The sequence below is a fragment of the Arthrobacter sp. D1-17 genome, from assembly GCF_054130535.1.
The window spans coordinates 710999-734687 of record NZ_CP096382.1 but is presented as its reverse complement, the minus strand read 5'-3'; the positions used below and the strand labels follow the sequence as shown (position 1 = coordinate 734687).

Annotated in this window: 30 protein-coding genes; 17 read left to right on the top strand and 13 right to left on the bottom strand. The window is 64.5% G+C overall.

The window, feature by feature from the left end:
- The 4 genes from M1E01_RS03430 (at position 1) to M1E01_RS03415 (ending at position 3513) form a co-directional block, all read left to right on the top strand.
- Complete coding sequence (locus M1E01_RS03430; RefSeq protein ID WP_457973709.1) at positions 1-1302, top strand: DUF6986 family protein; 1302 nt, start codon at positions 1-3, stop codon at positions 1300-1302.
- On the top strand, positions 1299-2111 hold the full coding sequence (locus tag M1E01_RS03425; protein WP_457973708.1) for a bifunctional allantoicase/(S)-ureidoglycine aminohydrolase: 813 nt from the start codon (positions 1299-1301) through the stop codon (positions 2109-2111). The genes M1E01_RS03430 and M1E01_RS03425 overlap by 4 nt, the downstream gene beginning before the upstream one ends.
- Positions 2112-2293: 182 nt before the next feature.
- Positions 2294-2650, top strand: coding sequence for a VOC family protein (locus tag M1E01_RS03420; RefSeq protein ID WP_457973707.1), 357 nt, complete (start codon positions 2294-2296; stop codon positions 2648-2650).
- Positions 2651-2712: 62 nt separating this feature from the next.
- On the top strand, positions 2713-3513 hold the full coding sequence (locus tag M1E01_RS03415) for an SDR family oxidoreductase (RefSeq protein WP_457973706.1): 801 nt from the start codon (positions 2713-2715) through the stop codon (positions 3511-3513).
- Positions 3514-3566: 53 nt separating this feature from the next.
- Here the strand turns inward: M1E01_RS03415 and M1E01_RS03410 are convergent, their stop codons facing one another.
- Complete coding sequence (locus tag M1E01_RS03410) at positions 3567-4742, bottom strand: zinc-dependent alcohol dehydrogenase (protein ID WP_457973705.1); 1176 nt, start codon at positions 4740-4742, stop codon at positions 3567-3569.
- 172 nt (positions 4743-4914) lie between these two features.
- On the opposite strand from M1E01_RS03410, the gene M1E01_RS03405 reads away from it, so the two are divergent.
- Entirely contained in the window at positions 4915-5238 is a 324-nt protein-coding gene (locus M1E01_RS03405; protein ID WP_457973704.1) for a hypothetical protein, read from the top strand.
- A gap of 42 nt (positions 5239-5280) precedes the next feature.
- Here M1E01_RS03405 and M1E01_RS03400 read toward each other — a convergent pair whose 3' ends face one another.
- The 3 genes from M1E01_RS03400 to M1E01_RS03390 form a co-directional block, all read right to left on the bottom strand.
- Positions 5281-5976 (bottom strand): HAD family hydrolase, encoded by a 696-nt coding sequence (locus tag M1E01_RS03400; protein ID WP_457973703.1) that lies wholly within the window; start codon positions 5974-5976, stop codon positions 5281-5283.
- Positions 5977-5987: 11 nt separating this feature from the next.
- Entirely contained in the window at positions 5988-6284 is a 297-nt protein-coding gene (locus M1E01_RS03395) for a DUF1508 domain-containing protein (protein WP_457973702.1), read from the bottom strand.
- Positions 6285-6377: 93 nt separating this feature from the next.
- Entirely contained in the window at positions 6378-8213 is a 1836-nt protein-coding gene (locus M1E01_RS03390; protein ID WP_457973701.1) for a glycoside hydrolase family 15 protein, read from the bottom strand.
- 116 nt (positions 8214-8329) lie between these two features.
- Between M1E01_RS03390 and M1E01_RS03385 the strand changes: the two genes are divergently transcribed.
- From M1E01_RS03385 to M1E01_RS03375, 3 genes are all read left to right on the top strand, one after another.
- Positions 8330-9064 carry an ANTAR domain-containing protein gene (locus tag M1E01_RS03385; RefSeq protein ID WP_457973700.1) on the top strand — a complete coding sequence of 245 codons (735 nt, stop codon included), beginning with the start codon at positions 8330-8332 and terminating at the stop codon, positions 9062-9064.
- A gap of 25 nt (positions 9065-9089) precedes the next feature.
- On the top strand, positions 9090-9821 hold the full coding sequence (locus M1E01_RS03380; RefSeq protein ID WP_457973699.1) for a DUF72 domain-containing protein: 732 nt from the start codon (positions 9090-9092) through the stop codon (positions 9819-9821).
- Between the two features lie 102 nt (positions 9822-9923).
- Positions 9924-10982: an App1 family protein gene (locus M1E01_RS03375; protein ID WP_457973698.1), complete on the top strand. Its 1059-nt coding sequence runs from the start codon at positions 9924-9926 to the stop codon at positions 10980-10982.
- Between the two features lie 13 nt (positions 10983-10995).
- On the opposite strand, the gene M1E01_RS03370 is transcribed toward M1E01_RS03375, so the two are convergent.
- The 4 genes from M1E01_RS03370 to M1E01_RS03355 form a co-directional block, all read right to left on the bottom strand.
- On the bottom strand, positions 10996-12570 hold the full coding sequence (locus M1E01_RS03370; RefSeq protein WP_457973697.1) for a glycoside hydrolase family 1 protein: 1575 nt from the start codon (positions 12568-12570) through the stop codon (positions 10996-10998).
- A 223-nt stretch (positions 12571-12793) separates the two neighbouring features.
- A complete protein-coding gene (locus M1E01_RS03365; RefSeq protein WP_457973696.1) occupies positions 12794-13180 on the bottom strand; it encodes a hypothetical protein in 387 nt (128 codons plus the stop codon).
- A complete protein-coding gene (locus M1E01_RS03360) occupies positions 13177-13698 on the bottom strand; it encodes a DnaJ domain-containing protein (protein ID WP_457973695.1) in 522 nt (173 codons plus the stop codon). The genes M1E01_RS03365 and M1E01_RS03360 overlap by 4 nt, the downstream gene beginning before the upstream one ends.
- Before the next feature lie 168 nt (positions 13699-13866).
- The gene (locus M1E01_RS03355) at positions 13867-14289 is read right to left on the bottom strand and encodes an Hsp20/alpha crystallin family protein (protein WP_457974844.1); all 423 of its coding nucleotides are present in this window, start codon (positions 14287-14289) and stop codon (positions 13867-13869) included.
- 138 nt (positions 14290-14427) lie between these two features.
- On the opposite strand from M1E01_RS03355, the gene M1E01_RS03350 reads away from it, so the two are divergent.
- Positions 14428-14742 (top strand): MerR family transcriptional regulator, encoded by a 315-nt coding sequence (locus M1E01_RS03350; protein ID WP_457973694.1) that lies wholly within the window; start codon positions 14428-14430, stop codon positions 14740-14742.
- Positions 14743-14777: 35 nt separating this feature from the next.
- Here M1E01_RS03350 and M1E01_RS03345 read toward each other — a convergent pair whose 3' ends face one another.
- Positions 14778-15566, bottom strand: coding sequence for a phosphatase PAP2 family protein (locus M1E01_RS03345; protein ID WP_457973693.1), 789 nt, complete (start codon positions 15564-15566; stop codon positions 14778-14780).
- A gap of 162 nt (positions 15567-15728) precedes the next feature.
- Between M1E01_RS03345 and M1E01_RS03340 the strand changes: the two genes are divergently transcribed.
- Complete coding sequence (locus M1E01_RS03340) at positions 15729-15971, top strand: hypothetical protein (RefSeq protein ID WP_457973692.1); 243 nt, start codon at positions 15729-15731, stop codon at positions 15969-15971.
- Between the two features lie 184 nt (positions 15972-16155).
- A complete protein-coding gene (locus M1E01_RS03335; protein WP_457973691.1) occupies positions 16156-16353 on the top strand; it encodes a hypothetical protein in 198 nt (65 codons plus the stop codon).
- Between the two features lie 54 nt (positions 16354-16407).
- Here M1E01_RS03335 and M1E01_RS03330 read toward each other — a convergent pair whose 3' ends face one another.
- Positions 16408-17280, bottom strand: a complete 873-nt coding sequence (locus M1E01_RS03330) for an NAD-dependent epimerase/dehydratase family protein (RefSeq protein ID WP_457973690.1) — start codon at positions 17278-17280, stop codon at positions 16408-16410.
- Positions 17281-17642: 362 nt separating this feature from the next.
- On the opposite strand from M1E01_RS03330, the gene M1E01_RS03325 reads away from it, so the two are divergent.
- Positions 17643-18386, top strand: a complete 744-nt coding sequence (locus M1E01_RS03325; RefSeq protein ID WP_457973689.1) for an ANTAR domain-containing protein — start codon at positions 17643-17645, stop codon at positions 18384-18386.
- Between the two features lie 500 nt (positions 18387-18886).
- Here the strand turns inward: M1E01_RS03325 and M1E01_RS03320 are convergent, their stop codons facing one another.
- Positions 18887-19336 carry an Hsp20/alpha crystallin family protein gene (locus tag M1E01_RS03320; RefSeq protein ID WP_457973688.1) on the bottom strand — a complete coding sequence of 150 codons (450 nt, stop codon included), beginning with the start codon at positions 19334-19336 and terminating at the stop codon, positions 18887-18889.
- Between the two features lie 743 nt (positions 19337-20079).
- On the opposite strand from M1E01_RS03320, the gene M1E01_RS03315 reads away from it, so the two are divergent.
- Together M1E01_RS03315 and M1E01_RS03310 are read left to right on the top strand one after the other, a co-directional pair.
- Positions 20080-20271, top strand: a complete 192-nt coding sequence (locus M1E01_RS03315; RefSeq protein WP_457973687.1) for a hypothetical protein — start codon at positions 20080-20082, stop codon at positions 20269-20271.
- Between the two features lie 82 nt (positions 20272-20353).
- Positions 20354-20947, top strand: coding sequence for a mucin-associated surface protein (locus M1E01_RS03310; RefSeq protein ID WP_457973686.1), 594 nt, complete (start codon positions 20354-20356; stop codon positions 20945-20947).
- A 14-nt stretch (positions 20948-20961) separates the two neighbouring features.
- Here M1E01_RS03310 and M1E01_RS03305 read toward each other — a convergent pair whose 3' ends face one another.
- Complete coding sequence (locus M1E01_RS03305; RefSeq protein WP_457973685.1) at positions 20962-21576, bottom strand: TetR/AcrR family transcriptional regulator; 615 nt, start codon at positions 21574-21576, stop codon at positions 20962-20964.
- 187 nt (positions 21577-21763) lie between these two features.
- Between M1E01_RS03305 and M1E01_RS03300 the strand changes: the two genes are divergently transcribed.
- The 3 genes from M1E01_RS03300 to M1E01_RS03290 all read left to right on the top strand — a co-directional run bounded on the left by M1E01_RS03300 (position 21764) and on the right by M1E01_RS03290 (position 23409).
- Positions 21764-22003, top strand: a complete 240-nt coding sequence (locus M1E01_RS03300) for a hypothetical protein (protein WP_457973684.1) — start codon at positions 21764-21766, stop codon at positions 22001-22003.
- Between the two features lie 176 nt (positions 22004-22179).
- The gene (locus tag M1E01_RS03295) at positions 22180-22653 is read left to right on the top strand and encodes a sensor histidine kinase (RefSeq protein ID WP_457973683.1); all 474 of its coding nucleotides are present in this window, start codon (positions 22180-22182) and stop codon (positions 22651-22653) included.
- A 96-nt stretch (positions 22654-22749) separates the two neighbouring features.
- On the top strand, positions 22750-23409 hold the full coding sequence (locus M1E01_RS03290; protein WP_457974843.1) for a nucleoside/nucleotide kinase family protein: 660 nt from the start codon (positions 22750-22752) through the stop codon (positions 23407-23409).
- 15 nt (positions 23410-23424) lie between these two features.
- Here the strand turns inward: M1E01_RS03290 and M1E01_RS03285 are convergent, their stop codons facing one another.
- Positions 23425-23670 (bottom strand): hypothetical protein, encoded by a 246-nt coding sequence (locus M1E01_RS03285; RefSeq protein WP_457973682.1) that lies wholly within the window; start codon positions 23668-23670, stop codon positions 23425-23427.
- Positions 23671-23689 lie beyond the last annotated feature (19 nt).

Sequence of the window (23689 nt, the reverse complement as noted above, 5' to 3'; positions counted from 1 at the left end):
ATGGCAGTGCCCGAACCGTCACTCGGCGCGTCCGACCTTGCGCGGATTGATGCGCAGCTGGCCGCCACTGACCGCCTGCTCGAACGCAGCTACCCCGGCGACGACGGCTCCCGCCAGCCCGTGCATACGGTGTACGTTCCCGCGGACCGGTTCACGCCGTCGCTCGTTGCTGACTGGGGCGCGGAGGCGCTGGCGACGGCCGAAGCCCATGGCGGGCTCGTCCGCCTCGGCCATCTGCTGGGCCAGGAGCGTGCCCTGGCTGCCGCCGTCGCTTCCCGCGTTGAAGCCAAGCTCTCGGCTGAACCTATCGAGGATCTTCGGCTCGACTTCGAAGACGGCTACGGGGACAGGGGCGACGACGCCGAGGACGCCGCCGCTGTTGCTGCGGCTTCCGCTGTGGCCGCCGCCGTTGCGGCCGGCTCGGCGCCTCCCTTTATTGGTATCCGCTTCAAGTGCTTTGAAGCGCCCACCCGCGCCCGTGGCCTGCGCACGCTGGACCTCTTTGTATCCGGGCTGGCTGCCGCCGGCGAGCTTCCCGAAGGTCTGGCGCTTACCCTGCCCAAGGTCACCACTGTGGCCCAGGTGGAAGCGATGGAGTATGCGGTCTCACGCCTGGAGGAAGTCCACTCGCTTCCCGCGGGCCGGCTCCGCTTTGAGGTGCAGGTGGAAACGCCGCAGCTCATCCTCGGTCCGGACGGCACTTCGCCCGTCGGGCAGCTCGCCCATGCGGTGCCCGGCAGGATCAGTGCGCTGCACTACGGGACCTACGACTACTCGGCATCCCTGCAGATCTCCGCCGAGTACCAGTCCATGGAGCACCCGGTGGCGGACTTCGCCAAGGAGGTCATGCAGCTGGCAGTGGCCGGCACCGGCATCCGCCTGTCGGACGGCTCCACGAACATCATCCCGGTGGGCGAGAACGTGGAAAACGCCTGGCAGCTGCACGGCCGCCTGGTGCGGCGTTCCCTCGAACGCGGCTACTACCAGGGCTGGGACCTGCACCCGGCCCAGCTGCCGAGCCGTTTCGCCGCCACCTATGCCTTCTACCGGCAGGGCCTTCCGGCGGCAGCGGGGCGCCTGCGCAACTACGTCGAGCAGACGGCCGGCGGCGTGATGGATGAACCGGCCACCGCCCGCGCGCTGGCCGCCTTCGTGCTGCGCGGCGTGCAGTGCGGTGCGGTCGGCGCCGAAGAGGTGCGGGCCCTGGCCGGCGTCGGGCTTCCGCAGCTCACCGCACTGGCCCATCCGCGACTGGCCGACAAGAATTCCATTACTTCCGCAAAGCAAGGAGCAACCTCATGAGCAACTATTTCTACCCGGAAGGCGGCCTCCCGCCGCAGACCCAGCTCCTGACAGACCGGGCCGTGGTGAAGGAGGCCTACACAGTCATTCCCAAGGGCGTGCTGCGGGACATTGTTACCTCCAACCTGCCCGGCTGGACCAACACCCGCGCCTGGATCATCGCCCGGCCCATCGCGGGCTTCGCCACCACCTTCTCCCAGCTCATTGTTGAGGTGGCACCGGGCGGCGGCTCCCAGAAACCGGAGGCGGAGGCCGGCGTCGAAGGCGTCATCTTCCTCACCAAGGGCAAACTGGACCTGAGCCTCGACGGCGAGATCCACCACCTCGAGGAGGGCGGCTACGCCTACCTCGCGGCCGGTGCCGACTGGTCGGTGAAAAACGATTCCGATGACATCGCCAGCTTCCAGTGGATCCGCAAAGCCTACGAGCCACTGGAGGGATACACCGCCAAGTCCTTCGTGACCCGCGACCAGGACGTAGAGCCGCGGCCCATGCCCGGAACCAACGGGGCCTGGGCCACCACCCGGTTCGTGGACCCCGATGACCTCGCCCACGACATGCACGTCAACATCGTGACGTTCCAGCCGGGCGCTTCCATCCCGTTCGCTGAAACCCACGTCATGGAGCATGGCCTGTTCGTCCTGGAGGGCAAGGCCGTCTACCGGCTGAATGACGACTGGGTGGAGGTGGAGGCCGGTGACTTCATGTGGCTGCGAGCCTTCTGCCCCCAGGCCTGCTACGCCGGCGGCCCGGGGAACTTCCGATACCTGCTGTACAAGGACGTCAACCGCCAGATCCGCCTGACGTAGGGCCGCGCGTAGGGCCGCCCTCCGATTTCCCGCTAACGGGGACCCGAAATCGCCGGAAGCCTGCTGTTCATTCCTGAACGCAGAAGGCATCCGGCGATTTCGTGCGTTTCCAGCCGCTTCGCTCGCTGCGCAAGGAAGCCGCGCCCCTTGCATGGGGACTGGACACACGGAAACATGTAAGCATGCTGACGATCGGAACAACTGTCCTCGGCGTTAACGACCTCGCCCGGGCCGCCGCATTCTGGTGTGATGCCCTGGGTTACGTACCCCGGGAAGAGGGCGACGACACGTGGGTGGTGCTGGTCCCCCACAAAGGAGAGGGCGCCCATCTGGCCCTGATGCTCAGCGAGACACCGGCGCATCCGCGTCCGCGGGTCCACCTCGATCTCTATGCCGACAACCAGGCCGGCGAGGTGGCGCGCCTGCTGGACCTGGGGGCGTCGGAGGTGGACTGGGAGCTGTATCCGGAAGACCCGGACTTCATTGTCCTGGAAGACCCGGACGGCAACCGCTTCTGCGTCGTGGACGTCTCGGCTTGAGCCCGAAACGCGCAGCCCCAAACCCCATATGTCACTAAAAGCCTGCTCGAAGGAAAGGACACATGATGGAGTTCTCCCCGCGCACTGCGATCGTCACTGGAAGTGATTCCGGAATTGGCCGGGCCACAGCCGTGGCCCTCGCGCAAGCCGGACTGGACGTTGGCATCACTTGGCACTCTGACAAGGGCGGGGCTGAAAAGACCGCGGAAGAGGTGCGCGCTGCAGGCCGCAATGCTATCGTCAGGCAGCTCGACACCACCGATCTCCTCGGTTGTGCCGGCGTCATCGACGGACTGGCGGAGGCACTGGGCGGTGTGGACGTGTTCGTCAACAACTCAGGCACCGGCGACGGCACGAAGTTCCTCGAGCTGAACTATCAGACGTGGGCCGGCACCCTGGACACCAACCTCAACGGCGCATTCCTGTGCATCCAGGCCGCCGCCCGCCGGATGGTGGACGCGGGCCGGGGCGGACGCATCATTGCCGTGACTAGCGTCCACGAAATCCAGCCGCGGGTCGGCGCCGCAGCCTACGATGCCTCCAAGCACGGGCTCGGCGGGCTCATCAAGACCATCGCACTGGAACTGGCCGAGTTCGGTATCACCGCGAACTCTGTGGCCCCGGGCGAGATCGCCACGCCCATGACGGGGCAGACCGACGAGGACCCTACGCGCACAGACCGGCCCGGAGTGCCGCTGGGACGTCCTGGTGATGCGAGGGAGGTGGCCGCCGTCATCGCCTTCCTGGCTTCCCCGGCCTCGAGTTATGTGACGGGAGCGTCCTGGGCCGTCGACGGCGGGATGCTGCAGATGGGCCCCCAGGCAGGCTCGCATATCACCACCAACGACTGGCGGGAGAACTAGTCTCCCGCCAGTCGCCGTCCGGACCCCGCTGCTAGAGCCCGGAAACGCGGAAGCTAAGGCTGCAGGACAACCTTGATGCAGCCGTCCTCTTTCTTTTGGAACTTCTCGTACAGCGCGGGGCCTTCAGCCAGCCCCGCGCGGTGGGTGACCAGATCCGTCACACCCAGCGGATCGGCGTCGTCCTCCACCAGCGGAAGCAGCTCGTCCGTCCACCGGCGGACGTTGCACTGGCCCATACGCAGCTGGATCTGCTTGTCGAACATCGTGAGCAGCGGCATCGGGCTGGCCTGGCCGCCGTACACCCCGCTCAGGGAGACGGTTCCACCGCGGCGGACGGCGTCGAGTGATGCGTGAAGAGCCGCGAGGCGGTCAACACCTGCTGTTTCCATGGCCTTCTGGGCGAGTTTGTCCGGCAACAGGCCGAGGGCCTGGTGCGCGAAACCCGCCACCGGCGAACCGTGCGCCTCCATGCCGACGGCGTCCACCACGGCATCCGGGCCGCGGCCCGAGCTCATGTCCCGCATCTCGTCGGCCACATGCCTGGAGTAGTCCAGCACTTCAATTCCGTGGCGCGCCGCCATCTCGCGGCGTTCCGGCACGGGATCCACCCCAATCACCCGCAGCCCGAGGTGCTTTCCGATCCTTGCCGAGAACTGGCCCACAGGGCCCAAACCGAAAACGGCGAGGGTCCCGGCGTCGGGCGCATCAGCGTACTGCACGGCCTGCCAAGCGGTGGGCAGGATGTCAGAGAGGAACAGGTACCGTTCGTCCGGCAGGTCCTGTCCCACCTTGATGGGCCCGTAGTCGGCATGCGGCACGCGCAGGTACTCGGCCTGTCCCCCGGCAACGGAGCCGTACAGTTCCGAGTAGCCGAACAGCGCAGCCCCCGATCCCTTGTCCTTCACCTGGGTGGTCTCGCACTGGGACTGCAGGCCGCGCTCACACATGAAGCACCTGCCGCAGGCGATATTGAAGGGCACCACCACCCTGTCGCCCTTCTTGAGGTTGGTGACCGCGCTTCCCACCTCCTCCACGATGCCCATCGGCTCGTGGCCGACGATATCGCCCTTGTGCATGTAGGGCCCCAGCACTTCGTAAAGGTGAAGATCCGAGCCGCAGATAGCGGTGGAGGTGATTTTGATGATTGTGTCCGTCGATTCCTGGATCACGGGATCCGGAACTTCCTGCACGCTCATCGAGCGCTTGCCTTGCCAGGTCAGTGCCTTCACAGGGTCCCTTCCTTCAGCTGCATCATGGGTTGTTTCGACCGTAGTCTTGATCCGGCCTGAGGTAAAGATCAGTATGCTTACTAATTATTCTGCCTAGCCCGCGCCGCTCTTGTTTCAGGCGGGGAAGGCTTTTAGCGTAGGAACTGCCCTGACCCCAAGGAAAGGTTTCATCATGACGCTGTACCAGCCTGAGCCCGTGGAGATCTCCACCCGGATGCGCCCCGGAGAATGGACGGAATCCAGCCTTGAGGAGCTGGTCTCCACCTACCGCGAAAAAATCCTGGCAATGGGGGCGGCGGCCTCGGAGGTGGTCACCGAGGTCTTGAGGAACGACGACGGGTCGGTAGTGGTAACGGTGTCCTGGAATAAGGGCGACTACGCCGATGAGCCGGCGGGGGGCGGGTTCAGAGGGGAAGCAGCGGGAGAACGACTGGCCGGCAAGCAGGCAGGTGAGCAGGGCGAACGGTTGGCGGGTGACCCGCGGGCGGGCGGCTGACGGCCAACCAGCGCCACGCAACCCCGGACTGCGACCACCTACTTAGTCCGCGAGGAGCTTCCCAATAGCGCTGTCCCGCAGTCCGTCCAGGAGTTCCCGGGGGCCTGAATACACTTCGACTGCGCCTGCCTCCCGCAGTTCAGCTTCGCTCGTGCCGCCGCAGGTGACGCCGATCGTGGGGATGCCGAGCCTGTCAGCCGCGTACACATCCCAAACCGCATCCCCGACATAGACGGCATCAGAGGCTTCGACACCGACCGCAGCCAGCGCTGCAATGAGGATGTCCGGCTCGGGTTTACTCCGTTCCGCGTCGTTGGCGCTGGTGGCGGCATGGATGAAGGAATCAGCAGCCAGGCTGGAGCGGAGGGCCTTAAGGTCCGCGTCCCGGGCTGAGGATGCCAGCGCCACGGCGAGGCCGCCTTCGCAGCACTGCGCCAACAGGTCCCGCGCCCCGTCAAGCGGCCTGAGGGAAGGCCAGAAAGTGCCAAAGATTCCGGCATGAGCGGCCAGGATCTCGGGATCGAGGGCCCTATCGCGCCCCTCCGGCAGCAGGCTGTCCACCAGCCGGGCTCCTCCCATGCCCACGTGGCGGTGTATGCGCGCCATGGGAACGTCGTAGCCTGCCTGCCGGAACGCCTGCCACCAGGCAAGTGTGTGGAGATAGGCGGAATCGATCAGCGTCCCGTCAACATCGAACAGGACACCCTTGCGGAAGTCACGCGTCTGATGCCGTGGCATCCCTGCCGGCCTCAGCGTTCTGCCTTGGACCGGCCAGGGGACAGGACCGACGACGGACTGGCGGATCCGGTACCGGCTGCCTTTCGGGCAGGCTTGGTGTGCCGCTCTGCTGGCCGCCTGACTGCGTCACTGCAGCTGTCGCGGATCAGACCGGTTCCGGCGATTTCACGGGCACGGGCTACTCCGGCCACCGCTGCCCGTTTGGTGGGGAAGGTGACGGACACTGCCATCAACGTGCCCGTGCCGTCCATCAGCCGGATCCGGTAGCCGCCGTCAGGGGCATCCACGAGCTCGAAATATCCAGACATTCCACCGTCCTCCTTCTTCACCGTTCGGCGAGGTATTAGTAAGTATACTTAGGGAACGCGCAGGGGTAAGAGGTTTTAGGCCAAAACTGGTAGCTACGACGCAGTTCCCGCTCCGGAGGGCAGTGGCCTGTTGCTCTGCCGCGTCTCGTGCTGGTGCAGTTCCAAGGCACTCGTGACGAGCGCGAAGTGGCTGAAGGCCTGCGGAGTGTTACCCAGATGCCGGGCCGTCTGCACCCCCCACTCCTCACTCAGCAGGCCGACGTCGTTGCGCAGCACCAGGAGTCGTTCGAATAACTCTGTTGCCTGGCGGTGCCGGCCCGCACCGAGGAGTGCTTCAACGAGCCAGAAGGAGCACGCGAGGAAGACTCCTTCCCCGCCGGGCAAACCGTCGTCGCTGATTTCCGGGCGGTAGCGCAGCACAAAACCGTCCTCAGTCAGTTCACGCTGAATGGCGTCGATGGTCCCAATGACGCGGGGATCATCCGGCGGCAGGAATCCCACGCGCGGAATGAGGAGGAGACTGGCATCCAGTTCGGGGCGGCCGTAGGACTGCGTAAAGGTGTTCCGGTCCGGGTCAAAGCCATGGGCCATGACGTCGGCCCGGATGGTCTCCCGCAACGCCTCCCAGCGCCCGGCGGGCCCGGGCAGTCCCGATTCACGGACGCCCTTGACCATCCTGTCAGCAGCAACCCATGCCATCACCTTTGAATGGGTGAAATGGCGCTTTGGTCCGCGCATTTCCCACAGTCCGTTATCCGGCTGGTCCCACACGCCTTCCAGGTACTCCATCAGCGCCACCTGCACGTCCCAGGCCTCGTCTGAATCCGTGAGCAGGGAATTGCGGGTGAGCGAGAGGCAGTCCAGCACCTCGCCCCACACGTCCAGCTGCAGCTGCCCGGCGGCGCCGTTGCCGATCCTGACCGGCGCAGAGTTTTCATAGCCCGCCAGCCAGGGAAGCTCCATCTCGGGCAGCCGGCGCTCACCGTGGATGCCGTACATGATCTGCAGATCTGCAGGGTCACCCGCCACCGCCCGCAGCAGCCAGTCCCGCCATGCAGCCGCCTCTGCCGTATAGCCCACCGCCAGCAAGGACTGCAGCGTCAGGGTGGCATCGCGGAGCCAGCAGTAGCGGTAGTCCCAGTTCCTCGGCCCGCCCAGCTGCTCCGGCAGGGACGTGGTCACGGCTGCGACAATGCCACCGGTGGGTGCGTAGGTGAGCCCCTTGAGCGTTATCAGTGACCGCTCCACGGCTTCCTTGTACGGCCCCTCCACGTTGCACTGTCCGGCCCATTCCAGCCAGAATGCCTCCGTGGACTGGAGGACAGCTTCAGCGTCCACCGCCCGTGGGCGCCGAACGTGGCTCGGCGCCCACGTCAGCACAAAAGGTACGCGGTCACCAGCCTTGACGGTGAAGTCGCTAACGGTATGCATGTGCTCACCGCGAAGCGGCGCCGTAGTCACCAGGTAGGCTGAGTCCGGTCCTGCGATCGCATGAAGGCCGTGACTGTCACGGCGGACCCAGGGCATGATATGGCCATAGTCGAAGCGGAGGGCGAGCACCCCGCGCATCCTGACCTCGCCGGCTATGCCCACAACTATCCTGACGATATCCGCCACTTCATCCCTGGGGGGCATGAAGTCAACGACCCGGACTGCGCCGTCCGGTGTTTCCCATTCGGTCTCCAGGATCAGCGTATGGTGGCGGTAATGCCGCCGCGTGCATGTCCCTGCACCCGCGGGAGCAAGAAGCCAGCGGCCGGACTCCGGCGTGTCCAGCAAGGCGTTGAAGCAGGCCGGCGAATCAAACCGCGGCAGACACAGCCAATCGATCGAACCTTCGGTGCTGATCAGGGCTGCGGTGTGCAGGTCGCCCACCACCGCATAGTCCTCAATGCGTGCCATGCCATTACAGTGCCATAGCTGCCGCATCCGCACGAGGGGAACCGGGGGTGTAGCCTGAACTGCAGGCAAACAACTGCCTCGGAACCTGACCTCGCGCCTGGCTTCCCGGCCCGGCCGGAGGGCAGGACAGAACTGGAGCCGCTTTGGAAAGTCGCCTGGATGAGGCGGACGTACTCGGTTATGTTCAGGACCTCCTGCTGGACACCGAGGACGCGGAAGATTTCCTCAATGAGCTGGCATGCTACTCAGCCGAACAGCTGTCCGGACCGCATGGCCATATCTATTGCGGCATCACACTCCTCAGGAACCGTGCCGCGGCAACGGTGGCCAGCAGCAGCGAACGCGCCCAGGCCTTGGACGAGATCCAGTACGGGTTCGGCAAGGGGCCGTGCCTGCGATCCTGCCATGAAGGAGTCATCGTCCACGTTCCGGATTTTGAGCTGGACACGGAATTTCCCGACTACAACGAAGCCGTCCTCCACAACGGCGTCCGGTCAGTCCTGGCGGTGCCCTTCGACCTGCCCGGCGGCACTGCCCGCGCCGGCCTCAACCTTTACTCTGACAAACCGAACGCCTTCGACGCCGCCGCTGTTGAGAATGCCATCAGCTACGTCCGCCAGGCATCAAAGGGTCTGCGCCTCGCCATCCTTCTGGCCCGGCGCACGGACACGGCCACGAACCTGAGGGCGGCGATGGAGTCGCGCACCATCATCGACACCGCCGTGGGCATCATCATCGCGCAAAACCGCTGCAGCCAGGACGAAGCCGTCGCGCTGATCAAGTCCGCCTCTAGCAACCGCAACATGAAGCTCCGTGATGTGGCGGCCGCTATCGTCAAGTCAGCAGGCGGCGGAAACCTGTCCACGCACTTCGAGTGATGTTCCCAGAAGAGCAGCGCTGACCGTGTCCGTGCACATTGGAACGTCCGGGTGGAGCTACGACCACTGGGAAAACGTGCTGTACCCGCCCGGGCTCCCCGCCCGTGACAGGCTTCAGCACTACGTCGCGAGATTCAGCACGGTGGAACTGAACGCCAGCTTCTACCGCTGGCCGCGTGATACCTCCTTTGCGAGCTGGCGCCGGCGGCTGCCGGCCGGCTTCGCTTTATCCGTCAAGGCACCGCGTGGCTTGACCCATGGCAGGAAACTTCACGGCCCGGAGGTCTGGATCGAGCGCATCGCCCGGTGCTGGCATGAACTGGGCGAAAAGCGTGCCGTGCTGCTGGTGCAGCTGCCGCCTGACTTTGGCCGGGATGACGCCCGGCTGGATTATTTTCTCTCCGCGCTACCGCCATGGATCAGGGTGAGCGTGGAATTCCGCCATTCCAGTTGGGACCACCCCGATGTCTACGGCCTGCTCGAAAGACACGGTGCTGCCTACTGCGTCATGAGCGGTGCCAGGCTGCCGTGCATTCTGAGAGCCACCGCACCCTTCGTCTACGTCCGGCTTCACGGCCCGGACCACGAGCACCTGTACGGCGGCTCATACTCCGAGGCGGACTTGCGCTGGTGGGCGGACAGAATCCGGGAGTGGCGCGCAGACGGCAAGGATGTGTACGCCTATTTCAATAACGACGGCGGCGGCAACGCCGTGCGGAACGCGGACACTTTGCGGTGGCTGCTGGGAGACGGTTAACCCAGTCACCGGCCCCGGGGCCCCGGGAATCCGGAAAGTACCGGAAGGTAACAGAGGCCGGTAACGGTCCACGGACCCCGGGGGCTGTGGCAGAGTGATGGCATGGACACGGCGTCACAGGAAATCTCTTTGTCAGGTACTCGCGTCTTCCGCCTGGCCCACTGGCTCTCGAACGCCGTCAACAACGGCCGCCTGAAGCTGGCCCGGCGGTGGAAGTTCGAACCCAAGACCATCGCCTACCAGGGCTATGGCTCCACGGAGTGGGTCCGGGTGCTCGGCAGGGTGGTGTTGGCAAGCAAGCCTGTACCGGGCAGCCGCGCCGAACATGCGGCAATGAACGGCAACCAAAACATCCGCGGCTGGCGCGCCTTCACCAGCGTCCCCATTCCGGGATCAGAGGTGGAGATCGAAATCGGCGGCACTGTCACAAAGGTCCGTGCCGACAGAGGCGGACTGGTCGATATCGACGTCGAGGTATCCCTCCCCCCCGGCTGGCATACAGCAGTACTACGGTCCCAGGACGCCGAGCCGGCAGAGGCGAAAATTTTCGTGATCGGGCCGGAGACCAAGTTTGGGATCGTCTCGGACATCGATGACACCGTCATGGTAACCGCACTGCCCCGGCCCTTCCTCGCCCTTTGGAATACCTTCGTCCTGAATGAACGGGCCAGGATGGCAACTCCGGGAATGGCCGTGCTGCTGGACCGGCTGCTCATCGAGCACCCGGATGCGCCGGTAATCTACCTTTCCACGGGTCCGTGGAATGCCGCGCCGACCCTTGGCCGGTTCCTGAGCCGGAACATGTATCCCTCCGGGGCACTGGTGCTCACTGACTGGGGCCTGACCCAGGACCGCTGGTTCCGCAGCGGCCAGGAGCACAAGCGCAAGAATCTGGAACGGCTGGCAGCGGAATTTCCCAACATGCGCTGGCTGCTGATCGGCGATAACGGCCAGCACGACGAGCAGATCTATTCCGACTTCACACGGAAACACGGAGACAAGGTGGCCGCGATCGCCATCCGGCAACTGTCTGTCAGTGAAGCGGTCTTCGCCGGCGGGCATACAGAAACCGGTGACCACAGCGCCTCCGCAGTGCCTTGGATCTATTCTCCGGACGGCGCAGGCATGGCCTGGCGGCTCAAGGAACTCAAGCTGATCTGAAGCTAACCGGGGGTCACAGCTCCAGCCGCTGCGCATCGCCGTCCGGCATTCCACCATCCGCAGCCTCGGCAACAGCACCCGCCGTGGCCACTTCCTCAGGAACGGAGGCGGCCGCAGCCGCCAGGGCGGTTCCTGCAGCCGTAAGGAGCCTCCGCTCCTCGAGGAGTTCCTGGTACCAGTAGAAGGAGGCTTTGGGCGTCCGCTGGAGCGTCTCAAAGTCCACGTGCACCAGACCGAACGGTTGCTTGTAGCCGCCGGACCACTCGAAGTTGTCCATGAGGGACCAGACGTAATAGCCGCGGAGGTCCACTGCCTCAGCGTCGCCGCCCGGGGCTGTAGCCCGCAGCGCCGTGCCGATATGGTCCGAAAGGTAACGCAGGCGGCGCTCGTCCGGGATGAAACTGCGGCCGGTGGACTTGTCCCGCACGATGATGTCCTCGAAGCTCGCCCCGCCCTCGGTGATGATGACCGGTGGAAGGTTGGGGTAGCGTTCGGCCATTTCCTTCAGCGCAACGGACATGTACTCCGGCTTCACCGGCCAGCCGTAGGCGGTGGTTTCCGTGTCGGGCCAAGGCTCGATGTGGAGCGGCGCGCCGGGTGTGGCGCCACTGAGGTCGTCCCCCAGGGCTTCGGCCATGGCTGCGGGCACAGGATGTTCACCACCGCCTGCCGCCACTCGCGTGGGCATGTAGTAGTTGAGCCCGTAGAAATCCAGGGGCTGCGAAATCACGGCCATATCCTCATCCGGGTGCTCGAAGGACGAGAAGAACTTCCCGAGGCGGACGAGGTCGGGGTACTTTCCGGTCAGGACGGGGTCGGCGTAGAGGCGGTTCTGTGCCACGTCCAAGGCACCTGCACTGATCCAGTCCAGCGGGTTGCCGGAATTTGGCACCATGGGCGAGTAGACGTTGGATATACCGATCTCCCCCGGCACCTTGGCTGCCCGCAGCGCCTGCAGTGCGAGGCCGTGGCCCAGCAGTTGGTGGTGGACGGTGGGCAGCCCGTTCGCAAAGTCCGCTTTCCCCGGCGCGTGCAGGCCGAGGGCATACCCGTTGGTCGTTACCGTTGCCGGCTCGTTGATGGTTACCCAGCGTGCCACCCGGTCCCCGTAGGCTGCCGCGGCGATGGCGGCGAACTCCCCCAGCCGGTAGGCCGTGTCCCTGTTGAGCCAGCCGCCCGCCTCATCCAGGGCAAAGGGGGTGTCCCAGTGGTAGAGGGTCACCATGGGGGAAATGCCGTTGGCGAGGAGCTCATCCAGCAGCCGGTCATAAAAGTCCATCCCGGCCCGGTTCAGCGGTCCGCTGCCGTCCGGCTGGATGCGGGGCCACGATAGCGAGAACCTGTACGAATCGATCCCGAGTTCCTTCATCAGCGCCACGTCCTGCGGCATGCGGTGGTAGTGGTCGCATGCCACGGCGGGGCTGTGGCCGTCAACGATGTTTCCGGGCTTGGCAGAAAAAACGTCCCATCCTGCCTTCCCCCTGCCGTCCTCATCAAGGGCGCCCTCGATTTGGAATGCGGCAGTCGCAACTCCCAGGGTGAAACCCGGCGGGACCATGGCGGCCAACTCTCTGGCGGAAGTATGCATTGTGCGGGTCCTGGTTCGTCGTGAGGGTGGTCAGAATGACAGTTTGCCTCAAGCGAGGCGGTCAGGACATCATGCCACTCTCCTGGATCACGAAAATCACCCCTTTGGCGGCATGGACTCGTGGCACCTTCCAGGATGGCACGCGGCTCCCCGGCTGGCGAGAGCCGAAATCTGCAAGGCAGAATCCTGCAGGGCAAGGCGTGACCGGCCCTGCAGAAGAGTCCTAGTGCATCACGGCCGGGCCGAACAGAAAATCCTTGGCGTGGGCCACGGCTTTCTTGAAGGCGTCGTTCCTGAGGGCAACGAGGTGCTCCGAGCCTTCCTCTGCTGGCTCAAGGTAGCCCGTGAATCCCGGGCGCAGTACCCAGATATCTCCCGAGGGCGGCAGGTAGAAGACCCCGAACGACCGGTTCTCTCGGTCGTCGTTGCTCCAGATGGGCACCACGGCGAGGGCAGCCCCGGTTGCAGGGTTGATCCATTGTGCCCTTGGAAGCGGCTGCTCGTGGGCTTCAGGATCCAGGAAGGGGGCGTTGCCCTTGCCCCAGCGCTGTTCAAACCGCTCGTAAAAGGCCGGGATCAGATGCGAGTCGTATCGGCGCCAATCGCTCATCGTTTTCGTTCTCCTCGGGGGTCAACACGTCCAGTGGCCCAAGGGCCGGTTTCCCACCGGACCGGCGTCACCCGGAACGGGGGTTCCACATGCTGCACGCGCCGAACGGGGATGTCCCGGGAAGGGGCTTCGGAGTTGACGGGTACACGTCGGCCGCCGGGAGAAGTCCTGGCCGTTGCGGCTCCGCTTGTGTCTCCGCTTGTGTCTCCGCTTGTGTCTCCGACGGGGTGCCCGGCGCGGGTCCTGTCTTGCTGTGCAGGGCCGGCCCTGGCAGCGGCTGTTCCCGCGCGGCGATCCCTCATGAGGGACTCCCGGTCATAGGCCTGGCGTCGGTTCGGATCTCGCAGCACCTCAAAAGCCTGCATGATGAGCTGCAGTTCGGCCGGGACAGCTGTGGGGTTGTCCAGGTCGGGGTGGTGCGTCCGCATCAGGGACCGGTAGGCGCGCGCAATCTCCCGTCGGGTTGCCGTCCGCGGAACGTGCAACACCGCGTAGTGGTCCGGGAAATCGCTGGGCATGGCTGCTGCTTTGCTTCTGGTCCTCTTTTTGATCGTCGGCCGTCTGGTCCTGCGACGTCGCCTAAAGCCGGGAAAGACATAGGGCGCTTCCGGCCTCCGGCGTGTACCTGAAGCCGGAAGCCGGCCTGTCCGTCCGCTGATCAGCCTGGTCCCCGGAGGGACCGGCCGCTACGTTCCGATCTGATGCGCTTCTTCCTTACGCCCGATCTCGATCTTGCGCGGCTTGGCCTGTTCGGCAACCGGGATCCGAAGCGTCAGGACGCCTGCGTCGTAGGTGGCCTTGATATTCTCGGCGTCCAGGGTGTCACCCAGGATTAGCTGGCGGCTGAAAACGCCGCGCGGCCGCTCAGCCACCGCCAGTTCCGCATTGGGCTGCGTCGGGTCCTGCCGCTCAGCCCTGACGGTCAGCACATTCCGTTCCACACTAAGATCGACCTTCTCCGGCAAGACGCCTGGCAGATCAAATGCGGCAACGAATTCGCCGTCCTCCTGCCATGCGTCCATCGGCATTGCGGCCGGACGCGCAGCGGTTCCCAAGACCTGCTGGGTGAGCCGGTCCAGTTCACGGAACGGGTCGGTACGGATTAGCATCATTTCCCACTCCTTCAGCAGTGATGAGTAGCTGGTCAGCCACCACTATCTGTGGTGAGCGATATAGATTTTTTATAGCACCCGTGTAAAACTGGTGCAAGAGGGGCTTCAAAGGATTCTCAGTTTGAGGGACGCACCGTGGCAGATCAAAGCGAAGACAGAGGGCTTTACGCCATTTCCGTGGTGGCGGAATTGCTCGGCACGGGCCAGCAGAACATCAGGCTCTATGAGCGGCGGGGGCTGCTGACGCCTGAGCGGACCTCTGGGGGCACCCGGCAATACAGCGAAGCGGACCTTTTGGTCCTGCGGCGGATCGGCGAACTCCTGGATGAGGGCCTGAACCTGGCGGGCGTGGCCAAGGTGCTGGAGCTTGAGGTGGACAACGCCAAGCTTCGCCGTCAGCTGGAACGCGCCCGGGCCCGTAACCAAAAGCAGTCAGACGACGGCGGGTAGGGCTACCGCCGCCAGTACGCCCTCGCGGCTCTCGTTCAAGGCGCCTCAGCCTCCCGGGAGCCGGCCTTTGAGACGCTTTCAGTGCGGGACTCGCCCGGAATGCGTACGGTCCGCCATGTGTCCACCGCAATCACAGCTCCCAGCACCACAAGCGATACCGCAACAGAGGCGATGGCGTCGCTCACCCAGTGATAGCCCAGGTACAGCCTGCTGAGAGCAGCCAGCGCCACTCCCAAGACGGCGACGACGAAGCCGGTGGCGGCCACGGCAGGTTTCCTGTGCCGGGAAAACACCAGGAAGGCGGTGACCAGCAAGAAGTTGGAAGCCCCAAGTACGTGCCCGGACGGAAAGGAAAATGTGTGGTCTGCCCCGAACAGCATGAGCTCCACTGGAGGTCGGGCGCGTTCCACGGCATGGCTTATAACCTGCGCGAGCCCGACCCCGGTGAGCATCGCGGCGGCCAGCAGGACGGGCCGCCAGGCCTGTTTCGCCAGGATCCCCCAGGCGGCAGTGACCACCAGCACGATGATAGGAAGCGCCACTGGGCCAAAGATTATGGCAAGAATGATCATGAAATCCGTCAAGGGTTCTGACCGCGTGGTAAGCAGCCACCTACGTGCCGATTCGTCGGCGCTTGCCAGACCGTCCCTCTCAAGCACACCCGTCAACGCCAGGACGAAAACGCCCGCACCCACCATCGCCAAGACAGCGGAATCGATGTAGAGCTTTCTCCGCACGCTTGCTTCCACATAGCGTTCCTCGACGGCAAACTTGTCACGGAGAACCCGCCGCCATCCGGTCTTGCCTGCCGATCCGTCTGCCACCTGGAAGCCGCCTGTGTGCCGAAGTATCAATCGCTTGGTGGGATGAGGGTACCGTTTTTGGGCGGCGGTGCGCTTTACAGAAACGGTACGCGTGTCCCTTACAAAGCCGGCCGCTCGCTGTTAGCGTGGGTTTCCCAGCCCTACGAGGATTCAGGAGACGAGATGAGCACTGAAGACACCGGCACCGGCGAGGATCGTCGACCCGACGCAGGGCGGCAGGCGTCCGGCGGCATACCCGGCCAGGAGAACGGGGCCGGGCTGGGCGCCGGGGAGCCCAATACTTTCGAACCGGAAGAAGTACCGGAGGACAGCGACAGTTCCGCTCCCCGGGAGACGTCCGTAGCGACCGCCGAGGACACTCCTGACGTAGCGGAAACGCCGGTAGAAACGGGCGAACCGAGCTGACCGCGCGCTGTATTGATCGCGTACTGAGCGGCCGGCCCGTCCCGGTACTCGGCCGCTCACTTCCAGGGCCAGCAGGCCTCGGCCGGCTTCACCCCGCCTGACCCCCCGGCGCTCTGTGCTGGAGTCCGCTTGAAGTGGATAATGGGACACACACTGGAGTGGCAACGGGGCTACGGAGGATTCCATGAGGATCGTCGGAACGCTAGTGATTATCTGGCTTATCATCGGCGGCTTCGCCGCTTTTCAGCGGGGATATTTTGGTGGTTCTCCGGACTCCTGCGCAGAAGCTGGCACTGTAGCCATTACGGTCGTCGCAGGACCCCTGAACTATATGGGCGCCAACCCGAAAATCGACTGCCAGGTGCCGCAACCTTCCAAGTAGCAGGCCGGCACCAGAGAGTCTGGCAGGCGCCCGTCCAGGCACCCGCCAGGGACTTCAGTCCTCGGTGGGCGTGGTCCGGTTGGAGTGATAGGTCCGCCAACTGTGCTCGGGAGCGAACCCGAGGAGCCGCTTGGCCTTGTCGATGGACAGCATGGTTTCGTGCTCCCCCAGTTCCCTAACCACTGTCACGTTGGGGAAGACTTCTGCAGCGAGACTTGCACTGGAGCGGGACATCACGGTGTCCTCATTGGCGATGACGAACGCCTCGAACCCCGGCTTGCCGTACTCCAGCGCGCGCGCCACAGCCTGGGCCCCGTCGCGTCCGTCGATGTAGCCCCACAGGTTCCACTTGCGCAGTTCGGGATCAGCATCAAATGACGGGAAGTCTTCGTAGTCCTCGGGATCCATGACGTTGGAGAAGCGAAGGCCTGTGATGCTGAGCTCAGAGTCCCAGCGCGTCATCTCGATTGCCATCTGCTCCTCCAGGTGCTTCACGAGCGAGTATGTGCTCTCCGGCCGGGCCGGGTACTCCTCGTCCACCGGGATGTAGGGAGGGTCGACGTCGAACGGCAGTCCCAGCACCGTCTCGCTGGAGGCATACACCACCTTTTTGATGCCGGCCCTGCGGGCCGCCTGAAACACGTTGTAGGTGGTCAGCATGTTGTTTTCGAAGGTGGCGGCGTCCGGCACCAGTCCGGGTGCAGGGATGGCAGCCAGATGGACGATGGCATCGAATCCCTGGTGCCGGTCATCCAAGCCGAGAATCACGTCCAGGACCTGGCCGTAGTTCCGCAGGTCCACAAGCGCCAAAGTTGGGCTTGGCGCCCCTGTCCGGTCAAGGTTCAGGACGGAATGGCCGTCCTCACTGAGCCTGCGGACCACACTGCGCCCAAGCTTTCCGCTTCCGCCAGTTACAGCAATTCTCACGGATGTCTCCTCTGGTTGTTTCCGCGGCAGGCCGTCCTCAAGGCCCTTTCCGGATAGCCGGGTCCAGCCCGCTGCCATCCCACTGCCTAGCCTAGGTGCGGCCGCCCCCTCCCGCAGCCTTTTGGCAACTGGCTGCCGCTCCCGGAAAGGAGGAACCTTGGCATTGTGACCTGTAACGGTGACTGCAACTGGCTGTCACGCCCCCTTTCCATCTGGTGTATATAATTTCTCGGTACGGTTTAGCAGAAGGCCGTTGGATAGTTGTTCGATCCGGCTTCTAGCTACCGCTTACCGCCCCCCTTCCGTGGAATGCGCTGCGCCCGCCGGCTCGTCTTGACCTGAGCGAAACGGTACTGGGAGTCGTGGCCAGCGAGTCGACCGCAAAATTTGAAACATCAATTACAGAGCAGCTCAACGAAATGGTGCTCGCCAGCTCCGATGTGGAGGAGTTCCTCCACGAGCTTGCAAAGGTTTCCGCCCGCAGCCTCTCGGAACCCGGCGATGAGGTCTTGTGCGGCATCACCCTGCTGCGCCACCGCAAGGCTGCGACGGTAGCCAGCAGCTCCCCTGAAGCCCAGGCCATGGATGAGATCCAGTATGACTTCGGCGATGGCCCTTGCATGACCGCATCGCGGGAACAGGTGACCATCCACATTTCCGACGTTGAGAATTATGAGCGCTGGCCACAGTATTCACGCACAGTGCGGAGCCATGGCGTGCGCTCCATCCTCGCCATCCCCTTCCAGCTGGAAGGCGAGACGCGGGCAGCCTTGAACCTTTACTCGCACCGTCCGGGCCGCTTCGAAGGACGGGTCCTGGCGTTGGCCCAGGACTTCGTCTCGCAGACATCGATGGCGCTGCGGCTCGCTGTGCGGTTTGCGCATTACAGCGATGCTGCTGCGAATCTCAAGGCCACACTGGAAACGCGGACGGTAATCGATGTCGCCGTCGGGGTCATCATGGCGCAAAACAGGTGCAGCCAGGAGGAGGCTTTCGCGTTGCTCAAGGCAGCTTCCAGCACGCGGAACACCAAACTCCGCACGGTAGCGGCAACCATAGTTGATTCACTGGGGCAGGGTCCGTTGAGGACCCACTACGAGGGGTAGCAGCTCAATATGCTGCTCCGGCGGCCCGGAGCCCAGGAAGAAACTCCCGGGGCAGTTCCGTAACCAGGATGATCCACGAAGGACTCGGTGTGGAAAACGTGTCCCTCATCGCGGACCCGTTGACGCTGCCTCCCTCACCCAGGGAAGGCCCTTGAGATACGTGTCGCTCCGCGGGTGAGGGGATCAGGTGCTGAGTGGCCCAGGTGTGGGCCCGTGTGTCGATCAGCGCTCCGGCGCCAAAGTAAGTGAAGGAACGCACCAGCATGGTTTCGATTCCGCCGGTTCCTCTCCTTCCCGGGCGCTGGCCCACCTTCCGTTGGCCGTGACACCGACTCGCAAGGTACCGCCGGAAACTGATCCGATGCACTGCGCCCCTTCCGTCGACCTGGCAATTGCTGTTTCCGCGCAACCCCGGTGGGGCGCGGGAACGTGCAGGTCGACTCTAACCAAGGCAGGTGCAGCGGCGGGGCGGCAACCCCCCGCTTTGCCTGCGAAAGTTGCTATTCAACAGGGCCTGATGCAGCGCCTTGTGCAGCACCGGCGCCGCGGGAGACATGGATCTTGCGCCCCCCGGCTTCAGGTTCCTCCGGCAGCGGAATACGGACTTCGAGGATTCCGTCGGTGTAGGCGGCCCGGACGTCGTCCTCTTTGACGGGCGCGGGCAGGGTTACCGTGCGGGCAAAAGTACCGTAGCGGAATTCGGAACGGTAGCCCTCTTTGTCTTTGTGCTCGGACTTCTCTTCGTGGCGGACCGAGATCTGCAACTGATTGCCGGCAAGGGTGATGTCCACGTCCTTGTCCGGGTCGATTCCGGGCACCTCGGCCTTGACCACCAGCGTCCCGGCCTCGCGGTACTCCTCCACGCGTAGCCAGGAATCCAAGTCCCCTTCAAGGAACCTGCGGAACGGCTCTGGAAAGTCAACGCCGGCGCGGCGGAGAATGTTGGCCATCGCTGTTACCTCCTGTCAGTTTCCGGCCCGCTCCGGCTGAAGGACGGTCCGGGATGGGTTCCGACACCAATAACGTACGCCCGCGCGGCCAGCTTGTTAAGCTTTCTGATGAAAGCCTGCTGAGCGGGTGCCCGCCCGGCTTGTACCTGTCCGGCCCTTCGGGCAATTCCTTATGAAAAGCTGGGCATTTCCTGATCGGAACCCTGCAGCCGGATTGCGGAGGGGTCATTCCGCCCCCCTTACCCCCCACGGTCCGTCCGGCGGGCCGGAATGCGGGGGCAGCGCGTCGGGATTTTCACAGGAGCCCCGCGGGATAGTGAACTTGTCCGGCAGTGAAGCCAAGTGAGGAGTGCCCCTATGAAGAAGCTGTTGCTCCTGTGCTTTCCAGTGCTCGCCGTTGCCGGACTCCAGGCGTGGAGCCAGGCATTAGCGGAACCAGAACCTGTGCATAGACCGGGGATAGTGGTGCCTGGCGTGACTGTTGCCAGTCCGGCAACACACCTGCAGGGACCTTACCGATTGCCAGAGTTGCGGCGAGGACCCACCGCAGCGACCGGCACCAGCGACTTCAGGGGGCGATAATGGTCGCCAGCATTCCTGAGCCCCAGCAGCCGCGAGGACAAGAGTTTGAGCCGCTACCGGAAGTTGCACCTGGGGAGGCCCGGCAAACGGGGTGCCGCTTGCGGCCCTCTACGGCTGCGGCCCCCTCCCCCGCTCCAAACATCCGGCCCGAGCTGACGGTGATGCGCCAGCAGGTTATCGATCTCATTCTGGACATCATTTCTGCCACAGACCCCCAATCCGAAGTCAGGCTCAGGTTGCTGCGCCACCTGGCTGCCCACCCCGGCTGTCCCGAGCAGGCGCTGCTGTGCCACCTGTTCGAAAACTCACGACGCCCCCTGCAACACAGCGCCTCCCGCATTGACGCTAAGTAGGCTTATGATTATCCGGCAACCGTCACCGGACGGAGCCCCGCAGCTTCAAATGACCTGCGGGACTTAGTGACAGAGGCTGGGAATGATGACGGATACGCTGCACGGCGGGGGCTTGCGGCCGCACATTGCCTTGGGGCTGGTTGCCGCTGGCATCGCCGCGGCGGCTTCGGCCGGATGCTCTCCGGCTCCGCCGGACCTCGACCCCGCGGCCGGCCGCGAACTGCAGAGCCGCGTCCTGGCGGTCACATCAGCGGCCGCAAGCGGAGACCCGGGTGCCGGGCTGCGGAGCCTTGACGGGCTGGTGGATTTCGTGACCAGGGCTGCAGCTGACGGCGAGGTGTCGTTCAAGCGGCATCAGAGCATCCTGAAAGCGGTGGAAACCGTCAGGGCGGACTTGCGGGCAGCCGCCGCAGCAAAAGCCGCGTCCGCAAGGGCTGCGGCGGACAGGGCGGCAGCGGCGAAAGCTGCTGCCGAGAAGGCCGCGGCCGAAAAAGCCGCAGCAGACGCCGCAGCCCCAGGAGGCGAAGCTGTTCAGAACGTTCCCGCCCCGCCCGTTCCGGCTGATTCCGTAACAGCGGCACCACCACCCTCGCGCACTCCGCCGGCCGAAGAGCAGGCCGCTGAAGAAAACAGGGCCAAGGGTGCGGACAAGGGCAAAGGCAGGAAAGACGGATGACGGACGGCGGTGCTTCAGTTTCGGTGATGTGCGATCAGCCAACCGGCCATCTGCTGCGCCCGCTTGGACGCCAGGAAGTCGCCTTCCGTAGCGGAAATGATCGATCCCTTCATCAGGATGTGCCACGAGCGGGCAAACTCGTCCGGATCGCGCAGCCCTGCCTCCTCGGCCAGCGCTTTGAGGTGGCCGCGAATCCGGGCGAGGTAGCCGATGCTGGCCTCACCCAAGGGGTGTTCGGGACCCATCTCGAGCAGAACGTTGATGAAAGTGCAGGCTTCGAAATCGTCTCGCTGGAACCAGTCACCGAAGACATCAAAAATAGCCAGCAGGCGCCCCTCGGGCGTGGCGCCCCTGCGTCTGGCCTCGGCGACGATGAGGTCGACGGTCCAGACCTGGTCGCGGAGTGCGAGGAAAGCAAGAACCAGAGCGTCCTTCGAGGGGAAATGGCGGTAGAACGTGGATTTGGCCACGCCGGACCGCTCAATAAGTTCATTGATGCCGACATCACGGATGCCGCGACGGGAGAACAGCTCGTAGGCAGTGGAGAGTATCCGGTGCAGCGGCTCGTTCTGGGCAGCACGAACCCCTTGAGGCAGCAGTGTGCCCTCGTTCAACTCAGGTACGTTCATCAAGGAAATACTCTACCGCGGGACTGGCCGAGACAGACCAGTCTGTCTTATTCTGGGTATCAACAGTATGCCTCGTGGGATCTTCCGCGGGAAAGCCAGTTGGTATAACCAGCTCGGGTTCCTCTGACCGGTATCCGGGTAACGCGGCAGACAACACTGCAATGGAGCAGAGAGATAGGAGCGGACGATGGACGATGACGACATCCGGGCAGTGGCGGAGGCCGCCGCCACGCTGGAATCCGAGACCGCTGAGCACGAGCCCGCTGCTGTGACTCTTCAGACCGCAGTGGCAGCAGCCGTGACGCACGGCAAACCCATCCGGGAGGTGGCTGCAGCCGCCCACATGACAGCACTGGAGGTCCTGGATGCGGCTGATGCGGTGACCTATCCGCGGCAGGCGCTCCAACCCTCGGCATTCGCCGGGTAGCGCGCCGCTGACACCTCGAGATAGCGACCGGGACCTGCGTCCGACAGCGGGTGCGAATCCTGATCCGATCCTGAGGAGATACCGCGCTAAGCCTGATCGTTCCGCGCGAGTGTTATTGCAACAGCCCGGGCCAGTTCCCGGAACTCGCATCAGGACGCAAGGAAGCAGCGGTCGCAATGAACAGTGCAGCCATTCTCGATGAAGTGACCGAGCAGGAGCTCCTTGGGGAGCCGGAGCCGGCTGACTTTTACAGGCTCGGACTCGCGGGCTGTATTGACCGGCTGACGGTTCCGCTCCGGCGTCAGGGTACCTGCGTCCACTGGGAGACGCCGCACCACGGCCTTGAGATTTCGGCCAGTTGCGCGTCCCTCCTGTACCGGTCCGCGCAGGTCACACTCAAAAACGCGCTTCGGCATGCCCACGCCACCGACGTGACCGTGCGGCTTTCTGCCGTCTTCCACGGCATCCGGCTCACTGTTGCCGACAACGGAACGGGTATCCGGCAGGGCAGCGCGCCGCAGGGCGTCGCACGGCACCAGGCGGGTCTGCGGGCCATATCCGCGGAGGTTGAGGAGGCCGGCGGCACGGTCGCCATCGCTTCGGACCCTGGTGTAGGCACGGCTGTCACTGTCACCATTCCCCTCGATTAAGCCCCGGCATTGACTGGTCGCGCTGCCTGCCGGCAGCCTGCTGACCTGCGCTCCCTCCCGCCGGCCGTGGACTCGCTTAGGATTTGCCGTATGACCATGCGCAATATCCAGGCGCCTTCCGTGCCGGCTTTCAACTCCCCCGACATCAGCCAGGCGGTCGCCGCGCTGCGCCTTAGATTGTCCGACGGCGCCCGGATCCTGTTGGGCGTGGCAGGCGCTCCCGGGGCGGGGAAATCCACTTTCTCGGCCTGCCTCGCCAATGCGTTCGGTCAGGAAGGGGCCCTGGTGGTTCCCATGGATGGATTCCACCTTGGGAATGCGATCATCGACGGAACGCCGCTGAAGCAGCGCAAGGGCGCTCCGGACACGTTTGACGTCGGCGGTTACGTAACGCTGCTGCAGCGGCTGCGACGCCGGGACGAGGAAGTGGTGTACGCGCCCGACTTCCGGCGGTCCATCGATGAACCGGTAGCCGCGTCCATAGCGGTCCCGGCGGCCGTGCCGCTCATCATCACAGAGGGTAATTACCTGCTGAGTGACGATCCGGGATGGCAAATGGTGCGGGCACAGCTGGACGAGGTGTGGTTTATCGAGACCGTCCGTGAACTGAGGCTTTCCCGCCTTGTGGAACGCCACATGCTCTTCGGGATGGACCGGCCGGCAGCCGAGGCGTGGGCTGCCGGCTCGGACGAAGCAAATGCGCGGCTGATCGCCGGAACGCGGCAGCGGGCCGACCGGATCATCTCCTGGAGCTGAACGCAGGGCAACCCCTTACTTTTCCTCCGAGTCCCGCATCCCCGACTCATCCGCCGCTTCTTCAGGCTTTGGCCTGGAGCCGGATGTTCCGCTGCCCACATAGCTGGCGGGAACCGTACCTGCGGCCTGCGTCAGCTGTTCTTCGCGGATGTTGTGCGCGTTGCCCGCCCCGGGCTGGGGCTGACCGGGTTCGACGGCGTCAGGGTCACCGGGGCCCTGAAGTTCGGGAGACTCGTGTGCCGGGTTGTTGGAGTCGCTCATGGAACTGCCTTTCACTGGG